Here is a 19,387-nt window from a genome sequence, read left to right as displayed (position 1 = left end):
AAAGATATTATCTATCCGTTTTTTTACCCATATAAAAGCTTTTCATTATTTCTTTTGAACGCAGTGGCACAAAGTGCCACTGCGTTCATGAGGAAGTAGCTAAGCGGATTCCGAATGTCCGCTTTAATCTATTCTATACTGGTAACACTGTATCCTGCATCTGCAATGACTTTTTCAAATTCTTCATCACTTACATCTTTGGTAAGCTCAACATAGGCACAATTATTATCAAGGTCAACCTCACAGGTAACACCTTCCATTTTATTCAAAGCCTTTGTTACATGCTTTTTACAATTATTACACATCATACCTTCAATATGAATTGTCTTTTTTACGGTATCTAAGTTTGTTTTTTCCTCTTTTTCGGAAGCTTTTTTAAATTCAATCTCCTTTTGAAGGATATTTATTTTAGTCTCTGATTTTTCAGCATCTTTCTTATCATTTTCTTTTTCATAGTCTTCAAAGCCGGATTTAAAAAATCTTAATCTTAAGGCATTGGTTACTACAAATACTGAACTAAAACTCATTGCCAAAGCTCCTAACATAGGATTTAATTTAAGACCCAAAGGAATAAATAAAGCCCCTGCTGCTATTGGTATACAGATTATATTATAAAAGAATGCCCAAAAGAGATTCTGCTTAATATTTTTCATAACTGCTTTACTTAAAATTATGGTTTTTACTGCATCTAATAATGAGCTTTTCATAAGTACAACATCAGCAGATTCTATCGCTACATCCGTACCTGCTCCAATGGCAATTCCCACATCAGCTCTTGTAAGGGCTGGAGCATCGTTAATGCCATCTCCTATCATTGCCACCTTATAGCCTTCATCCATTAATTTCTTAACTTCCTTTTCCTTATCCTGTGGAAGTACCTGAGAAATAATATTATCAATTCCGGCTTTTTTTCCAATTGCCCTTGCTGTTTTTTCATTGTCACCAGTAAGCATATAAACATCTATGCCCTGTTTTTTGAATTCTTCAACTGCCTTTGCAGAACTTTCTTTTATAACATCAGCAATGGCTATTATTCCAATAAGATTTTCTCCTTTTGAAAAATACAGGCTGGTTTTTCCTTCATCTGCAAATTCTTCCGCATCTTTTTGGGCTGCATTTGTGTCAATTCCCATTTCCTGCATCATGGTAAGATTACCTGCCATTACCTTTTCATCTTTATAATAAGCCTTTATACCTCTTCCAGGAATTTCTTCATAATCTTTTACTGTTTCTTTTTCAAGATTATTTTCCATGGCATAATTGTTTATGGCAATTGCCAACGGATGGGATGAGGAAGCTTCTAATGAATATGCTATTTTTAATAATTCATCCTTATTTATAAATGATACTATATCTGTAATCTCAGGTTTACCCATGGTTATGGTTCCTGTTTTATCAAGTACAACCTTATCTATTTGATGGGCTGTTTCAAGGCATTCTGCGGATTTAAATAAAATGCCGTTTTCTGCCGCTTTTCCGGTTCCTACCATTATGGCAGTAGGTGTGGCAAGTCCCAGTGCACATGGACAGGATATTACCAGTACTGCTACTGCCAGACTTAAGGCAAAAGTAAATTCATATCCCAAAGCAAACCAGATAATAAAGGTAAGTATTGAAAGTCCTATAACAATTGGAACGAATACTCCGCTGATTTTATCTGCAAGCTTTGAAATAGGTGCCTTTGAGCTACCTGCTTCTTCCACAAGGGCAATAATCTGGCTTAAAGCTGTGTCTTCCCCTACTTTTGTTGCTTTAAATTTAAAGAATCCTGATGTATTTACTGTAGCACCTGTAACTTCATCTCCAGCATTCTTTTCCACTGGCATGCTCTCCCCGGTTATAGCTGATTCATCTACAAAACAGGTTCCCTCTATTACAATACCGTCAACGGGAATGCTCTCTCCTGCCTTTACTATAAGAATATCTCCTACCACAACCTGATCTGAAGGAATCTCTAATTGGACTCCATCTCTTTCAACAAGTGCTGTTTTTGGAATAAGATTTACCAGTTTGGTAATGGCATCAGAGGTTTTTCTCTTTGATCTGGCTTCAAAATATTTACCCAAGGTAATAAGGGTAAGTATGGTGGCAGCTGACTCAAAATAAAGATTCATGGCAAAGGGATGAACCGCTTTAACCTCTCCTCTACCGTAAAAATATGCCATTGCATAAACTGAAAACAAACTGTAAATAAATGCTGCACCGCCCCCTAAAGCTATGAGAGAGTCCATATTCGGCGCACCTTTAAATAACATTCTAAATCCATTTATGAAATATTTTCTATTTACAAATAAAATTGGAAGACACAATACTATCTGCGTAAGTGCCAATACCATCATATTTTCCATACCGGCTAAAAAGAAAGGAAGAGGCAAGCCCATCATATCTCCCATTGCAATATACATAAGTGGAATTAAAAAAGAAAATGATATAATAAGCCTGTTTTTCATATTATCTGCCTGGACTTTAGCCATATCATAGCCTTCACTTTTAGTTTTTGATGTGTTTACACCAGAGGAAGATGTGCTTTTTTCTCTAAGTGTAGCACCATATCCTGCCTTAACCACTGCATTAACTACATCATCGGATGTAAGCATATCCTGATCAATTTCTAAGGTCATTTTATTTTGTAAAAGATTTACATTAACTTTAGATGTACCTTCTAAGCCTTCTACAGCCTTTTGAACATGAGCTGAACATGCAGAACAACTCATACCTGTTATATCATAGGTCTCTTTAACAACTGTTCCCATATCAATACTCCTTTCCTTTTGATATATATAATAACTAACATTCTCCTTTTGACACCCCCCTAGGGGGGTGTCTTTAGTGTAAACCCTTTTTTTGATTTTGTCAAATCTTTTTTACTAATATTTACTGACTAATAATATCCAGTCCGTTAAAAAAATAAGCCTATTTACATATAAGTAGATAAGCTTATTTTCATAAAAAAGAAAGGTTATCAAATTCGCCTGTCAAAAAACTACAAAAGTTTAAAGAGCTTTTTTTTGAAATTATCTGCCAGGGAGTATTCTTCCATTCCTTCAAGTACATCTATTAAATTTGTAAGGGTCTCCTGATTATTTTCATCCATTCCTAAAGCCTGCTCAAAGAAAGGTATAACTTTTTCTTTAATACCCTCATTATAAAATATCAGAGCAATTTTATTTAACAATTCTATCTGATCCTCTTTAAGAATAGGATCATTAATTATTATCATGGTAAACTCAATCCAGGATGAATTTGTATTAATCATGTAATGTATATCAAATTCCGTCTCTATGTCATCCTTTATTCTAAAAAGGATTTCTTTTAAATTTGTATGATGAATAACCAGTTTATCAAGATCAGTTGAATAATCCAGCATACATGCCGTTTTTAGATTTATCTCCTGTTCACAGGTATGAATGACCTGTATCATACATTCCAGTTCCTTTCGAAACTCTATTTTTGTATAGGATAAATCAGGGCGTTTTTTCATTACATCATAGAAATATTCATGAGCTTTTTTTATTTTCTTTTCTGATACCAGCCGCCTTAATTCTTCTTTTAATTCTATCGTTTCCTGCTTTTCCTGGGTAAAGCCTATAGGAAATTCTATAAAGGTAAGATTATTATAATGGACATAAACCATTAAAAGCTGGTTGGCAAGAAATGAATATACCCTTTTTTGATAATCGTTATATTCGCTGATAATCAGGCTTTTTCTAATCTCATTAAATATGTCAAAAAGCCAGACCATATACCCATTCATTATTTTCTTTGAAGTTGCAAACATATTTCCATAATAGGATTTTTTGCCATAAATTACCTTTTTAAAGGATTCATGATACTGGGGATAGATTTTTAGAATAGCCTTCTCCACCGCCAGAAGATCCACAATATTATGAATCATGGAAAAACTTTTAGCAAAGCTTTCAAATTCATTTCTGGGTCTTGGTACCACTATATCACATCTGTCCAGTAATTTTTCAAAATCGGCTTTATCTAAGATTTTACTGGCATAATCAATAAAATAACATCTGTAATGACATATCACTATGTTATCGCAGTCATGATAGTTCTTCCACAACCAGTAAAAAGCCGTCAATTCTCCGTAATAAGGATTCTTTTTGGAAATATTATCCTTTGTATTATCCTTATATTGACACTCTATCTCTTCAAATATGTCAGCTCCTGCCTGAATAATCTGGTATTCTTCAGGCTCACTTCTTGTGTATTTCATATGAGCAATTGTAAAAAGACTCGTAGACATCAGTAACCTCTGTTCTCCTTATTATTTCTTCACTTAGACAATCCTAATTATAATTTTCCGTACAATTTTTGTAAAGTAAGTGCATTATTATATTTCCTCTATTTATTCTATTTTCAGTCTTTTCCGTAAACAATTTTAAGTATTTCAGCAAGTCTCACTTCAAAAGTATGTAATTTTTTTACCTTTTCATATCCTCTTTTAGCTATGGTTTCTCTTTCATCATCATGTACAAGAAAATAGTTTAATTTTTCTTCCATATCATAGTTGGAGTCGTAATGCACATAATCTATTCCCTGTACAAAATGTTCCTGAAAATCCGTTTGAAAATTAGTTAAAAGAAATCCACCGCAACCCATTATATCCAAAGCTCTAAGGGGAATTCCCGTTCTTATGCTTCTTAAAGTAATGTTTAAATTAATTTTAGAAGATTTTATCGCATAGGGCATTTTGTGTAAATAATCTGCCGGTCCCTTATTTATTGCCTTTGGCAGATTAGGAGCATTATTGTTGGTATAAAGATATAATTTGTAATATTCTGATATATCCTTTAAGGTCTTATATCTTTCCACCTGTGTCATATATCTTGCTATATAAAAGTAGGCATAAACATACTTCTTTTCAATTACACTGTCTCTGTTAAACTCTATAGGAATAATTCTTTCAAGTTCTTTAACTATATCATCCGTCAAAAGATCTTCGATAAAGTATGTTCCATAAATCATCCCCTGAGCTTTCATTACTCCATCAAGATATCCTCTAATGTAATCACTGGCACCTTCTAACTTCTTCGCAAAGCTGTTTTCTTCATTGTACAAGGGGCCGATAAAGGTAACATCCTTGTCTTTTTCTATGTAAAATCCTCTTCCGATTTCATCAAGGCGTTCAACATTAACTGCCAAAGGGGCATAAAAAATATTATTTACACCACCTCTTCTAAAGTCCATAACTGTAGCCTTGTCAAAAACAAAAATATAATTAACGGGATTAATAACCGTACAGGAAAACAATCCCATCAATGGCCAGTCATACACCAGTGAAATATATTTAATTCCATATTTCTGACAATTCTGTGAAATAATAGGATAGTAATTCAATGAAAAAACAAACTCGTAGTCTCTTGCAGAATACGCATTATAAAACGTTCTGTCAAACTCCTTGCTTGAACTCATGTACACATCCTGATGGGTAAATGTGTGCACTTCAAAATCTAAACTTTTAAAACCTTCAATGGCGTCATTTAGCCCAAAAGATTGCCAGGAAAACACCAAAACCTTCTTCATATTTTCTATTTAACCTCCTTAAATCTTCTATAATAGTTTTCGGTTTTTTTTGGGTATCCTATTACAAAAAAAAGCCCCTTTCTTAAATTATAAGAAAAGGGCCCATTTTTTCCGGGATTTTTTACAATTTTAAATAACAGCTTTAAATTTATTTACCAAACTGTGGATCGTTGTTTCCACTATTTGATGTAAACATTTCAAGCATTGAAATCGGGTCATCATAATCTGCAAGCCATGATCCTCTAGCAACTTCATATTTACCGCTTCTTCTGTCGCTGATAAATACCTGCCACTCTTCTGTCTTGATTGTCATGTCAATTCCTATTGATGCAAAATCCTGCTGAAGTGCTTCTGCAACACCAACATTTAAAGAAGCATCATTTGTAAGATATTCAAATGCAATAGGAGTATTTGCAGAAAGCATTCCTGAATCATCAAATTCATATCCTATGCTCTTAAGCATTTCAATTGCTTCTTCACGAGAATCTTCTGAATATTCTGTTGAATAGTATCCTTTTGCTTCTTTATCAGGATATGTATAATCATCATCCTGATCATTAAAGATTCCGTCATGACCATCTGACATTCCTTCTGGTACAAATGAGTTTGCAGGCTCCTGACCTGACTGGCAAACACTATCAACCATGTATTGTCTATCTACTAAAAGTGAAAGTGCTTTTCTCATTGTATTTGCTTCTTCAACAGTTTTTCCTGCAAATAAATCGCTGTTTACATTAAATGTAACATATGTTGTACCTAAGTTTGTAATCTTTCCAAATTCTGAAGAATCCATAACACTTGGAATTTCATTGATAGGTAAAGAATCAATAAAGTCAAGGTCACCTGATTTATAAGCTGCATAAATTGCAGTATCATCAGCACTTAACATAAACTCAAGTCTATCAACTGTTACATTATCAGCGTCATAGTAGTTAGGATTTTTAACATAAACCATGCTCTCATTATGTTTCCAGGATTCAAGTGTATAAGCTCCGTTAGAAACAAAACCTGCTTCGCTTGCCCATGCTCCAGGATTTGATTCATATCCTTCAGCTGATTCAACAGCACTTTGTTTTACAGGAAGGAAAGCCGGGAAAGCTAATAATTTTAAGAAATAAGCACAAGGACTGTTAAGAACAACTGTAATTGTCTTTCCATCTTCACTTGCAGTTACATTAAGTGTACCATCATCATTTCTTGCAACTACATCATAAAGATACTGATATGATGAAGCTGTTTCATCTGCAGCTGCTCTGTTCCATGCATATGCAAAATCAGCTGCTGTAAGGTCTGAACCATCGCTCCATTTAAGACCATCTTTTAAAGTAAATGTATATGTTAATCCGTCATCACTTATCTGAGTGTCTTCAGCTAAAGCAGGTATAAGAGTATCATCTTTTGTATATTTGTAAAGACCCTCAAAACTGTTAACAGCAAGACAAGCTCCATCAACTGTTGTGTTAAGGGCAGGATCTAAGTATTCCGGCTCACTTGCAAGGCATGCTCTTAATGTTCCATTTGTACCTGTCATGTACATAAAATACTTATAACCGCAATTTGAAACAATAAGGTCTGAAAGACCATCTTTAAGCATCCAGATATCTACCTGATGGAAAAGTGGCATTACTGCACCTGTTTCCATAAGCATATCCTCTGCATCATGAAGTAAAGCTTCACGCTCTGATAAGTCTAAAGTTGTGTTGATTTTTTTGATTAAGTCATCATAACCTTTCCATTCAGGAGCTGCAGTAGCTTTTGTTGTTTCTTTTGTTGAACTGTCTGTTGCAGCGGTACTTCCGGCATCTTTATTAGTGTTAGAACCACAACCGGAAAGTACTCCACCGACAGCTAATGAAGCAGCTAACAAAATAGATAGCATTTTTTTCATTATAATTACCTCCGTTTTTTCAAAATTACATATACAATATATTCAATAAAACAGTCATTTCCCGGAAAAAAGCTCCACAATCTGGCTTTTAAGACTGTATCATTGCTATTTTATCTGTTCCAGCAGGAAACAAAATGGCCATTTCCTCTGTCAGTAAGTTCAGGAGTTTCTATACTACATCTTTCTGTAGCATATTTGCATCTGGTACGAAATGCGCATCCGCTTGGAACATTCATTGGACTTGGAACATCTCCTGAAAGGATAATTCTGTTTTTCTTTCTTGCAGTTACAGGATCCGGAATAGGAATAGCACTTAACAATGAATTTGTGTATGGATGAATAGGTGAATCATTTAATTCATCTGCTTCTGCAATCTCAACTATTTTTCCAAGATACATAACGGCAATTCTATCAGAAATATGATGAACAACCAAAAGGTCATGGGCAATAAAAAGATATGCAATTCCAAGTTTTTCCTGCAAATCTTCAAACATATTTATAACCTGTGCCTGAATGGATACATCTAAGGCACTTACTGCTTCGTCACAAACAATAAAGCTTGGATTTACTGCTAAAGCTCTTGCAATTCCAATTCTTTGTCTTTGACCACCGGAAAACTCATGGGCATAACGGGTGGCATGTTCGGCATTCAATCCAACATACTCCATAAGTTCTAAGATTTTATCTCTTCTGTCTTTCTTTGAATCATAAAGCTTATGAGCATCTAAAGGCTCTCCGATAATATCTTCTACTGTCATTCTTGGATTTAAGGATGAATATGGATCCTGAAATACCATCTGCATTTTCTTTCTGTATTCGCCAATGTTTTCTGGGGTAACTTCATTTCCTTCGTATAAAATCTGACCTGAAGTCGGTTTATATAAATGAAGCAGGGTTCTTCCCACTGTGGTCTTTCCACAGCCTGATTCTCCAACAAGACCAAGAGTTTCTCCAGGTTTGATACCAAAAGATACACCATCCACCGCTTTTAACGGAGTTGTTTTAAAAAAACCTGTTTTAACTGGAAAATGCTGCTTCAAATCTTTTACTTCTACAAGATATTCACTATTCATTAACTACACCTCTTTCTTCAGCGAGCTTTTTAAGGTTCATAAAGCATGATGCATAATGTCCCGGTGATATCTCCATTTCTTCAGGCTTTCTTTCAAGGCATACCTTCATGGCTTCATCACATCTGCTACAAAAAGCACATCCTTTAGGCATATTCAATAAGTTAATAGGACTTCCCTCAATAGGCTGTAATCTTTCTTTACTTCCCTGTACAGGAATAGATCTTAAAAGTCCTTTGGTATATTCATGAGCCGGTGCATAAAAAATATCATCAGCTGTTCCTCTTTCACAAACCCTTCCGCCATACATAACTATAATTTCGTTACACATATCGGCAATAACACCAAGGTCATGGGTTACAAGGATAACTGCCATACCAAGCTTCTTTTGTAATTCCTGAATAAGTTCAAGAATCTGTGCCTGAATAGTAACATCCAAAGCAGTTGTAGGTTCATCAGCAATTAAGACATCCGGTTCACAAACCAAAGCCATGGCAATCATAACCCTTTGTCTCATACCTCCTGAAAGTTCAAAAGGATATTGCTTCATTCTTTTTTCAGGCTCGTTAACACCTACTAAGGTAAGCATTTCTATAGCTCTTTGTTTAGCCTCTTCTTTATTTTTATCTGTATGAAGTAAAATAGCCTCCATAAGCTGATTTCCAATAGTAAATACCGGATTTAAACTCGTCATGGGATCCTGGAAAATAATGGCACATTTTTTTCCACGAAAATCCTTCATCTGTTTTTCTGTATATTTTGTTATATCTTCTCCTTTAAAGAGAATTTCTCCTCCAACCACTTTTCCTGTGTCAGCAAGAATACCCATAATGGAATATGCTGTAACACTTTTTCCTGAACCTGATTCTCCAACGATTCCAAGAATCTCACCCTTTGCAAGATTAAAGGAAACTCCATTTACGGATTTAACTTCTCCGGCATCAGTGAAAAATGACGTATGAAGATCTTTTACCTGTAATACGTATTCTTTATCCATATATTTCCTCCAACAAATATCTTTCTACTTACGAAGTTTAGGGTCAAATGCATCTCTTAATCCATCACCTAAAAGATTAAATGCCAAAACAATAAGGCAAATCATAAGTGCCGGAAATACCAGCTTAGACGGATAACTTTGAAGTCCGGCTCTTGCTGAATTTGCAAGACTTCCTAAAGATGGCATTGGAGCCTGTACACCAAGTCCTATAAAACTTAAGAAACTTTCAGTAAATATAGCTGAAGGTATCTGTAAAGCAGTTGTAATGATAATAACGCTTATGCAGTTTGGAAGGATATGTTTTAAAATAATTCTTCCCGGTTTTGCACCAATTGATTTAGCTGCTAAAATGTATTCATTTTCCTTAATTGATAAAATCTGACCTCTTACAAGTCTTGCCATACCTACCCAGTATAAAAGTCCAAATACTATGTAAATAGAAATCATATTTGTTCCCAGGGATGCTAAAAATGAACCACTTTCAATGTTTAAGGTCTGTCCTATAACCACTGAAAGAAGAATGATAATAAGCATATCCGGCAGGGAATAGATAATATCAACAATACGCATCATAAAAAGGTCAACTTTTCCACCGGCATATCCGGCAATTGAACCATATAAAACACCAATAATAAGAACTATGATACTTGCAAATATTCCAACGGTAAGAGAAACTCTTGTACCATATATAACTCTGATAAAATAATCACGACACATGGCATCTGTTCCCATTATATGTGGGAATAATTTCTCCCCTGTTTCTTCCATATATGCAATTTCATTTTCTGAATATTGAAATGCACTTAATTCTTTTGCTGTTCTATCTCTTTTTCCATTAATGGAAATAATCTCTGAATATGAATATGGAACTACCATAGGTGCTATTAAAATAAGCAATACTATTGCAACTAATACGATAATACTACCCATAGCAAGGGGATTTTTTCTAAGCTTTTTCATACCATCTTTAAAAAAAGTGGTTGATTCGCTCATAACATCCTGCTGCCGCTTTTCTTCGTCAGTTGCTTTTTCAAAATTAAACTTAGACAAATCAATCTGTGTGCTAAGTATCTGTTTTTTAGGTATATTGTTTTCTGACATACAAAGCCTCCTATTCGAATGTGATTCTTGGGTCTACAAGCTTGTAGATAATGTCACTAATAAGGTTAATAAATACCATTAATACTGCTAAAAAGATTGTGGTAGCCATAATCATGGAATAATCACGATTGGTAATACCTGTAACAAACTTTTGTCCAAGACCACCTATTGTAAAGATGTTTTCAACAACAAGACTACCTGTAATGATAGATGCAGTCATAGGTCCGACATAAGTAATAACAGGAATCAAAGCATTTCTTAAGGCATGTTTAAAGATAACCTTATGTGTAGCAACTCCCTTTGCCTTTGCTGTACGGACATAATCCTGTCCTAAAGCATCTAGCATACTTGACTTTGTAAGCCTTGTAATATATGCCATTGGGTAAAATGCCAATGAAATAACCGGTAGGATTATACTGTTGTTTGTAGGTGACCATACCGGAATCCATCCTAACTTGATACAAAATACCAGCAATAATAGGGTTGCAAGCACAAAACTTGGTACTGCTGCCGCTAAAGTGGAAATAAAAACAATAATTCTGTCAGGCAGACGGTTTCGCATCAAAGCTGCTATACTTCCGAAAAATACTCCGAATAAAACAGCAAAGGCCATTGCGATACCCCCGATTTTTGCGGATATTTTAAATGAAGTTACAAGTGTTTTTGAAATATCTCTTCCTGTTTTTAAAGAAACACCAAAATCTCCATGGAAAAAATTTCCTAAATATATAACAAACTGTTCAACTAAAGGTTTATCAAGATTATATCTCTTTTCTAAGGCTGCCTTCACCTCCGGTGTAGTTGCCTTTTCTGAGTCAAACGGGCCTCCCGGAATCGCATTCATTGTAAAGAATGTGATTGCACAAATAATAAATATTGTTACAATAGCCAGGCAAGCTCTTTTTACAACGTATCTAAGCAAAATATCACTCCTTATTCTCTAATTTTTCGATTTTCAACTTAAATAATATAATCTCTGAAAATTCATTTGTCAATTGCATAAAAAAGTCTTAAAAACCTTGAAAAATCAAGGGTTTATAATAAATATTCACAGTAATTCGAAAGTCATTTCAATTAGTCTTTCCTATTTATTTGAGAATATTTTTTTTAATTTTCCATCTTTTCCCATAAATACTTTACTTAAGCTCATAATGATTTTATCGGTTTAAATTGCTACTTTGATATAACTTTATTGTAAAAAAATCAGTATAAACGAATTTTTATTAGTATTTTTGCATAATAATTCATATGGAATTTTTTTATATTTTTTTTAAATTTTCTTTTTTTTCTATGCCACTCTATCATTTTAACACATTATCACAGTAATGTATTACAACAATATCGCAACAAATGATTTGAGTTTTTATACATTATTTTGGAATATTATTTCATAATTATTTATCGGTTTTATTATTGTCAAATATAATAAAACTGCATCTGTATCACATTTTTTTCCGTTAATCTTTATTTTAAATATGCTCTTTTCAAAAATCATTTTTTTTGAAATAAAAAAGGGGCTGTCCGTATGTTAAAGACAGTCCGTTTTTCTGGAAAAACGCTTACTTGTTTCTTTTTTTAGGAATTTTAAGTTCAAATAGTTTTTGCTGTTTTAGTTTTTTAATATATTTTGCATAAAGTCTATTTTTGATAATCAGCTTTCCTTAGTTTTAGTTCTAAATTGCTTTAGCCAGGAGTCTGCAATTATTCTATGTCCCTTTCTGCTGGGATGTACACCGTCTGTTGTTAGAGTTCTAAAATCACTGATTTGAGACTGTTTTTTAAAAATCTGGTCTAAATCCAGATAGTCAAGCGAGTGACTATGAGCAACATACCTTGATGTATCTACAAATTCTTCCACATAACCTTTAAGCATTCTGTACTCTCCCACATCTGTAAATAAAAAAGGAGACATTATAAGAAGGTCTTTTGTTATATTCATGTCTTTTAAACGCTTTACTATATCTTTAAGATTTTGAAGATATCCGCTTTTGTAAGCCGGAATTTGTTTATAAAAACTTTCAAGGATGTCATTTATCCCTATACATAGAGTAATTTTTTCTATTGATTCTTCTCCAATATCATCAAATATATAAGAAAGTTTGGAAATCAGCCCCATAGAGGTAAGACCATCATAGCCTTTGTTTATTATATCCTCTTTTCTGTCAAGCTCTTCACCTATCATATATACAAAACCTTCGCCTAAACCCTGGTTTTTTTCTACCCAAAACCTGCTAGCATTTGTTACCGAATCACCTAAAAAAACTAATTTTCCCATTTTTTCACCTTTTTTATAAGCTAATTGTTTTCTTTAAATTCCTTTATCTGCTCATATATAATGTTCATAAGTCTTTCTCTGGTTTCTTTACCTGCCCAGCCAATGTGAGGAGTTATTAAAAGTCTGTCGCTATCCTTTAATTTTATAAGGGGGCAATCATCTGCCATTGGTTCCGTTTCTATTACATCAAGGGCGGCAGCATTAATCATTTCTTCTTTTAGTGCCTTTACCAGATCTTTTTCAACTACTATCGGTCCTCTGCCAAGATTTAAAAAGATTGCTGATTTTTTCATTTTTGAAAAAGCATCATAATCCATAAGTCCGGCAGTATTTTCATTTAATGGAGCATGAACTGATATAAAATCACTTCTTTTTAATAAATCGTCAAAAGTTACTCTTTCATAATCCTTAACATTATTTTTTCCTGAAGTTGAATAGTATATTACATTTGTTCCAAATGCCTTTGCAATCTGGGCAACTCTTTTTCCAATATTTCCCATGCCAATAATTCCCCAGGTTTTCCCATTAAGTTCTGAAAATGTTCTGTCAAAATGAGTAAATGCCTTATCATTAATGTATTTTCCTTTTTTTACATAATCATCATAATATCTTAGATTTTCCATAAGATAAAACATCATGGCAAAGGTATGCTGGGCAACACATTCCGTTGAATAACCTGCTACATTTCTCCAGGCTATATTTCTTTTTTCAAGATACTCAAGGTCAAGATTGTTAATTCCGGTAGCTGTTACACATACCAGTTTTACATTTTTGGCGTCTTTTAATGTGGTCTCATTCATTTTACTTTTGTTGCAGATAATTACATCTGCATCTTTAACCCTTTCAGGCATTTCTTTAATAGTTGTGTAGTCATATTTTATAAACTCACCCAGTTGTTCAAATTTTGAAAAATCAATGTCATCTCCAATGGTTTTCCCGTCTATCAATACAATTTTCATTTCTTTCTCCTTATTCATTATTTATTATAGATAAAGCCTGCGTGGTTTAACGCAGGCTCTATATTGTAAAGCGGACATTCGGAATCCGCTTTGCTACTTCCTCATGAACGCAGTGGCACTTTGTGCCACCTGTCAGAAGGGGTTTTAACCCCTTCTGACACTAGTAAGCTTATACCCCCGCTTAAAGCTTACGCTTTTGAAGCGGGGGATTGCTTACACTGCGTTCAAAATTATTTTGCTGTTTCGTCAGTTGTAATGCTAAATGGTGTATCAAAGTTAAGCTTATCCCATACTGAGTTATTAACTTCCCACTTGGCATCTTTTTTCCAGCCATCTAACACTTCCTGATATTTGTCATCCTGTCTCTTAGAAACAATTTCTTCTTTTTTATCATTTGTAGCTTCTTTATCAAATAAAGAATCAAGTCTTACAATATAGATAGCATCATCACTTGTAACCAAATCTGCATAACTTCCTTCTTTTGTAAGGGCATTTGCTGCTTCTTCTACAGGCTTCATTGTATCATCAGTAGAACTTTCTTCTGAATCTTCTTCATCGCCTTCTTTGCTATCTTCTTTGGCAGGATTTACATCGTAAGAATGTGTATCCACGCTGTATCCGTCTTCCTTGATAAGTTCTTCCAGATCACCGCCGTTTTTAGCTTCATTTAAAATGCTGTTCGCCTTGTCCTTAAGGGCTTTAATCTCATCAGCGGAAAGATCTTTCTGATTTCCGTCGTCATCAGTAGTTGTAGTTTCAATCTTTACATAAGAAACAGTTTTTTGAGCAGCTTCCTCATCAGAAACATTTGTATCTACATCTGCAATTATAGCAGCATGCATTTTATTTTTTATTGTATATAATCTTAAATATTCAACTACATCTTCTTTACTGGTTCCCATCTGTTTAATGGCTTTATCAGTATTTGCTTTAATGAACTTTTCTGCAGCTTTTTCTATGGATTTAAGCTCATCACCGGTAATATCTTCAATATTGTAGTCAGCCTTATGGGCATCAAGAAGATAAAACTCTTCTAATTCTTCTAAAACATTTTCTTTAACTGTTTCAGTTAAAGTGCTTCCGTTTCCGCTAATATCTTTTGACCACATGTCTTCCCCAAACCATTGTTTATACTGGTCATAAGATGCCTGCTGATACTTAGCCATGAAGCTTGCTACACCCATTCTAATATTTTTCTTATCCAAAGTCGCCACCGTGTCGTTTGGATTAATGTTTGAACATCCTGTAAAAATCGTCATGGACATAATGGCCATAATCATAATTAAACAAAATTTTCGTTTTAAGTTATACATCATTTCCTCCTAATTAAATACTATACTCTCCAAGGTGTATTGACAAAAGTCAATCGCAACCTTAAGTTTATCACATCTAACAATTAATGTGAATATATTATTTTCTCCAATGCTTCTATAAATTTTCTTATGTAATCAAGGGTTTCCTTCTCGTTACATTTATTCTTAAGTTTCAATAAAAAGTAGGGAGAAGTCGTTCTTGTTACAAATTTTATATTGCTTCCATATTCTTCTAACAATTCCGGAATCCTTGCCACATCAATTTTTGCTTTTTCGTAGAGGCTGAATTTAATATTCCTTGGTTCTTTGCTTATTTCCGTAATATAAACTTGATGAGCTTTTTCTTTTATTATGGCAACATCAAGAAGATTTATTACGGCATTTGGTGGATCACCAAATCTGTCTATTAGTTCTGCAATCATTTCCTGATATTCATCTTCGTTTTCAATGCCGGCTATTCGTTTGTACATATCCAGCTTAAAAAATTCGTTGGAAATATAACTGTCAGGAATATAAGCATCTATGTTTATATCTACCACTGTCCTGTAATATTCTTCCGGTTCTTTATCATCCTTTAATGTAAGTACCGCCTCATTTAACATTTTCGCATAAAGGTCATATCCCACTGCTGCCATATGTCCATGCTGACTTTTTCCCAAAAGATTACCGGCGCCTCTGATTTCCAGATCTTTCATGGCTATTTTTATTCCAGAGCCTAATTCCGTAAATTCTCTAATAGCTAAAAGACGCTTTTGAGCCACTTCTTTAAGAATCTTATCTCTTTTATATAATAGATATGCAAAGGAGGTTCTGTTAGACCTTCCTACCCTTCCTCTTAACTGATATAGCTGGGAAAGTCCGAAGTTTTCAGCATCATGTATAATAATCGTATTAACATTTGGTATATCAAGTCCGGTTTCAATTATGGTTGTTGACACCAGAATATCTATTTCTCCATTTATAAAATCATACATAATGGACTCTAACTGTCTTTCACTCATCTGACCGTGAGCATATTCTATTCTGGCATCAGGCACCAGGCGTGATAAAGATGCTGCTATTTCATCAATATCCTTTGTCTTGTTATAAACATAATAAACCTGACCGTTTCTTGATAATTCCCTGGTTATTGCCTTTCTGACCATTTCTTCATCATATTCCAAAACATAGGTCTGTATTGGCATTCTATCCACAGGAGCTTCATTTAAAACGCTCATATCCCTTATGCCTACTAAGGACATGTGAAGGGTTCTTGGAATAGGCGTTGCACTTAATGTAAGAACATCCACATTGTTTTTTAACTGTTTAATTTTTTCTTTATGGGTAACTCCAAATCTTTGCTCCTCATCTATTATAAGAAGACCCAAATCTTTAAAACAAACATCTTTTGAAAGTATTCTATGGGTTCCGATTATTATGTCAACCATTCCTTTTTTCAAATCAGCGATGCTTTTTTTAATCTGAGAAGGAGTTCTGAATCGGCACATTAACTCTATCCGTATAGGAAAATCCTTCATTCTTTCAAGAAAGGTATTGTAATGCTGCCCTGCAAGAATGGTGGTTGGTACAAGATATGCCACCTGTTTTCCGTCCTGAACTGCCTTAAAAGCGGCTCTTATGGCTATCTCTGTTTTTCCAAAGCCTACATCTCCGCAAATAAGCCTGTCCATTATTTTGTCACTTTCCATGTCTTTTTTGGTTTCTTTTATGGCATAGAGCTGATCCTCGGTTTCCTCATAGGCAAACATCTCCTCAAATTCGTGTTGCCATAGACTGTCTTCACTAAAGGCAAAGCCTTTTTCTTTTTGCCTTTTTGCATATAATTCCACTAGATCCTTTGCAACTTCCCATACTGCCTGTCTTACCTTTGAGCTGGTTTTTTTCCACTCTTTTCCGTTTAATCTGTTTAATTTAGGTTTATGAGCCGCATCAGCAGAGGCATATTTAGTCAAAAGATGCAGAGCTGTGGCCGGTATATAAAGATTTTCATTATTTGCATAATCAATTTTTATATAATCTTTTTTTACGCCTTCCACTTCGATTTTTTCAATTCCCTTATATACTCCAAGACCATGCCCCTCATGAACAACATAGTCTCCCACACTTAATTCAGAAAAGCTTTGTATGCCGGCTGAATTACTTTTGTAATTATTTCTTTTTTTCTTTCTTGCTGCCTCTCTTCCGAAAATATCGCTTTCCGTATAAATTGCAAAATCCAATAAAGGATATTCAAAACCTTTTTTTAAGCTTCCACAATAAACCATTACCTCGCCTTTATTTAGTTTTCGATTGGCATCTTCAGTGTAATAGGCGTTTATTTCTCTGTTAAAAAGCTCATTTGAAAGCCTTTGGGCTCTGGTTTTGGAACCTGATAAAATAATTACCTTTTTCTTTTGCTTTTTATATTTTAAAAGGTCACTGATAAGCAGCTCAAAGCTGTTATTATATGGATTTATGGATTTTACGGTAATATCAAAAAATTCTTTGATATTCCATTCACCTCTTGTACTTTCTATGGTACACAGGCAAATACAATTCATTTGATTCATTTTATGAATAATATTTCCCTTATCAAATAAAATATCTCCCTGTAAAGGCAGATTATATCCCATCTCCAGGCGTCTTTTGCTGCTGTCATTAAATTCTTCGTAGGTAAGTCTTAGTTCTTCGCTGTTTTTAGAGGGTTCATCTATAAATATTAAAGTATTATCTTTATCAAAATAATCTAAAAAGGATACTGTTTCCCGGTAAAAATAATTAATATAACTGTCTAAATTTGTAAGTTCAATTTCTTCTTCCAAATCTTCTATAAGCTTGTCACAGGTACTTTTTATCCTGTAGGCTTTTTCAGTTTCCATTTTTTTGGAAAACTCTTCATAGATTTTTTTACTATCCTTTTTAATGGACTCAATACCCTTTGACTTGATTTTTTCATCAAGAATCATTTCCATGGCAGGATAAATATTGACAAATTCTAATCTGTCATCCAAAGACCTTTGACTTTGTGGATTAAAACTTCTGATAGTATCAATCTCATCTCCCCATAGTTCTATTCTTATGGGATTTTCAAAAGTTACAGGAAAAATATCAATAATTCCACCTCTAAGACAAAACTGCCCCCTGGCTTCTACCTGATAATTATTTTCATAGCCTGATAAAACAAGCTGTTTTGCCAGCTTGTCCAAGTTGGTTTCATCACCTTCTGCCAAAGAAATTATCCCTTTTTTAATAATATTTAAGGGTATCATTTTTGTAATAAGGGCATCTATTACCGTAACAATGGTAACATCCTTTTTTTCTATTATTTTTTCAAGAACCTTCATTCTTTCCCCGGTAATCAGTCCGCTATGAACATCAGCCTGAAAAAAAATCAGATCCTTTGCAGGAAAAATGCAGGTTTCTTTATCAAAAAACTGCATATCCTCATATATTTCCCTTGCCCTGCTTTCAGAAAAGGTCACTATTATTTTGTTTTTAAAGCCCTTTGATAAAGCATAACTAAGATGAGTCTTTTGGGACTCGATACAGCCTCTTATCCCAACTATTCCCTTGTTATCCTTTATTTTGTCTTTAATTTGTCTAAACTTCTCAGATTCATTTAATGACGAAACAAAAGCCTGCATTTTTTACTCCCTGACTGTTTTTTTATTATATTTGTTCATAGCTGCATCAACGCCTTCTTTTATAATGCATTCCACAGCATCAGCAGCATTTTTTATTCCTTCTTTAAAAAGTTCTGCATCCTTTCCCCTAGTTGTGGCTAAAACAAAATCGGCCAGATCCATATTGGCAGGCTTGGCTCCTACCCCTACTCTTACTCTTATAAAATCTTGTGTAGAAAGGTGAGAGATAATGCTTTTCATTCCATTATGTCCACCGGCACTTCCTTTTTTTCTTACCCTGATGCTTCCCGGTTCTAAGGAAATATCATCATAAACCACAATAAGTTCATTATTTATATCTATTTTATAAAAATCGCAAAGAGGTCTGATACTTTCTCCTGAATTATTCATAAAGGTTTGAGGCTTAGCTAAAACTGTTTTTTTACCATCGATTCGTATTTCACCTGTAAAGCTTAATTTCTGCCTTTTTTCTATGGTAATCATACTTTTATTTGCCAACTCATCCATCACCAAAAATCCGGCATTATGTCTGGTATTTTCATATTTGCTACCGGGATTTCCCAGTCCTGCTACTATAAACATTGTTTTTTCCTTTCTGAAATAATTTTTTATACCTTCAAACATTT

13 protein-coding genes are annotated in these 19,387 nt (G+C 34.1%); all 13 read right to left on the bottom strand.

Annotated elements, in window-relative coordinates; all coding sequences use genetic code 11:
* Positions 1–128: 128 nt before the first annotated feature.
* The 13 genes from BM153_RS04505 to pth all read right to left on the bottom strand — a co-directional run bounded on the left by BM153_RS04505 (position 129) and on the right by pth (position 19,385).
* Complete coding sequence (locus BM153_RS04505; protein WP_092871201.1) at positions 129–2,753, bottom strand: heavy metal translocating P-type ATPase; 2,625 nt, start codon at positions 2,751–2,753, stop codon at positions 129–131.
* 230 nt (positions 2,754–2,983) lie between these two features.
* Positions 2,984–4,255 carry a DUF4422 domain-containing protein gene (locus BM153_RS04500; RefSeq protein WP_092871199.1) on the bottom strand — a complete coding sequence of 424 codons (1,272 nt, stop codon included), beginning with the start codon at positions 4,253–4,255 and terminating at the stop codon, positions 2,984–2,986.
* Positions 4,256–4,368: 113 nt separating this feature from the next.
* Entirely contained in the window at positions 4,369–5,535 is a 1,167-nt protein-coding gene (locus BM153_RS04495) for a glycosyltransferase family protein (protein WP_092871197.1), read from the bottom strand.
* A 148-nt stretch (positions 5,536–5,683) separates the two neighbouring features.
* Positions 5,684–7,423 (bottom strand): peptide ABC transporter substrate-binding protein, encoded by a 1,740-nt coding sequence (locus tag BM153_RS04490; protein ID WP_092871195.1) that lies wholly within the window; start codon positions 7,421–7,423, stop codon positions 5,684–5,686.
* 110 nt (positions 7,424–7,533) lie between these two features.
* A complete protein-coding gene (locus BM153_RS04485) occupies positions 7,534–8,496 on the bottom strand; it encodes an ABC transporter ATP-binding protein (protein WP_092871193.1) in 963 nt (320 codons plus the stop codon).
* Complete coding sequence (locus BM153_RS04480) at positions 8,489–9,490, bottom strand: ABC transporter ATP-binding protein (protein ID WP_092871191.1); 1,002 nt, start codon at positions 9,488–9,490, stop codon at positions 8,489–8,491. The genes BM153_RS04485 and BM153_RS04480 overlap by 8 nt, the downstream gene beginning before the upstream one ends.
* Before the next feature lie 24 nt (positions 9,491–9,514).
* A complete protein-coding gene (locus BM153_RS04475) occupies positions 9,515–10,591 on the bottom strand; it encodes an ABC transporter permease (RefSeq protein ID WP_092871189.1) in 1,077 nt (358 codons plus the stop codon).
* Positions 10,592–10,601: 10 nt separating this feature from the next.
* Positions 10,602–11,513 (bottom strand): ABC transporter permease, encoded by a 912-nt coding sequence (locus BM153_RS04470; RefSeq protein ID WP_092871187.1) that lies wholly within the window; start codon positions 11,511–11,513, stop codon positions 10,602–10,604.
* 729 nt (positions 11,514–12,242) lie between these two features.
* Positions 12,243–12,866 (bottom strand): SGNH/GDSL hydrolase family protein, encoded by a 624-nt coding sequence (locus tag BM153_RS04465; protein WP_092871185.1) that lies wholly within the window; start codon positions 12,864–12,866, stop codon positions 12,243–12,245.
* A 20-nt stretch (positions 12,867–12,886) separates the two neighbouring features.
* Positions 12,887–13,825, bottom strand: a complete 939-nt coding sequence (locus BM153_RS04460) for a D-2-hydroxyacid dehydrogenase (RefSeq protein ID WP_092871183.1) — start codon at positions 13,823–13,825, stop codon at positions 12,887–12,889.
* Between the two features lie 230 nt (positions 13,826–14,055).
* Positions 14,056–15,138, bottom strand: coding sequence for a peptidylprolyl isomerase (locus BM153_RS04455; RefSeq protein WP_092871181.1), 1,083 nt, complete (start codon positions 15,136–15,138; stop codon positions 14,056–14,058).
* Between the two features lie 83 nt (positions 15,139–15,221).
* Positions 15,222–18,761 (bottom strand): transcription-repair coupling factor, encoded by a 3,540-nt coding sequence (gene mfd, locus BM153_RS04450; RefSeq protein ID WP_092871179.1) that lies wholly within the window; start codon positions 18,759–18,761, stop codon positions 15,222–15,224.
* A gap of 3 nt (positions 18,762–18,764) precedes the next feature.
* A complete protein-coding gene (pth, locus tag BM153_RS04445; RefSeq protein ID WP_330392014.1) occupies positions 18,765–19,385 on the bottom strand; it encodes an aminoacyl-tRNA hydrolase in 621 nt (206 codons plus the stop codon).
* Between the last annotated feature and the right edge of the window lie 2 nt (positions 19,386–19,387).

The organism is Acetitomaculum ruminis DSM 5522 (assembly GCF_900112085.1).
GTDB lineage: Bacteria > Bacillota > Clostridia > Lachnospirales > Lachnospiraceae > Acetitomaculum > Acetitomaculum ruminis.
This window is presented reverse-complemented; position numbering and strand designations above follow the sequence as displayed.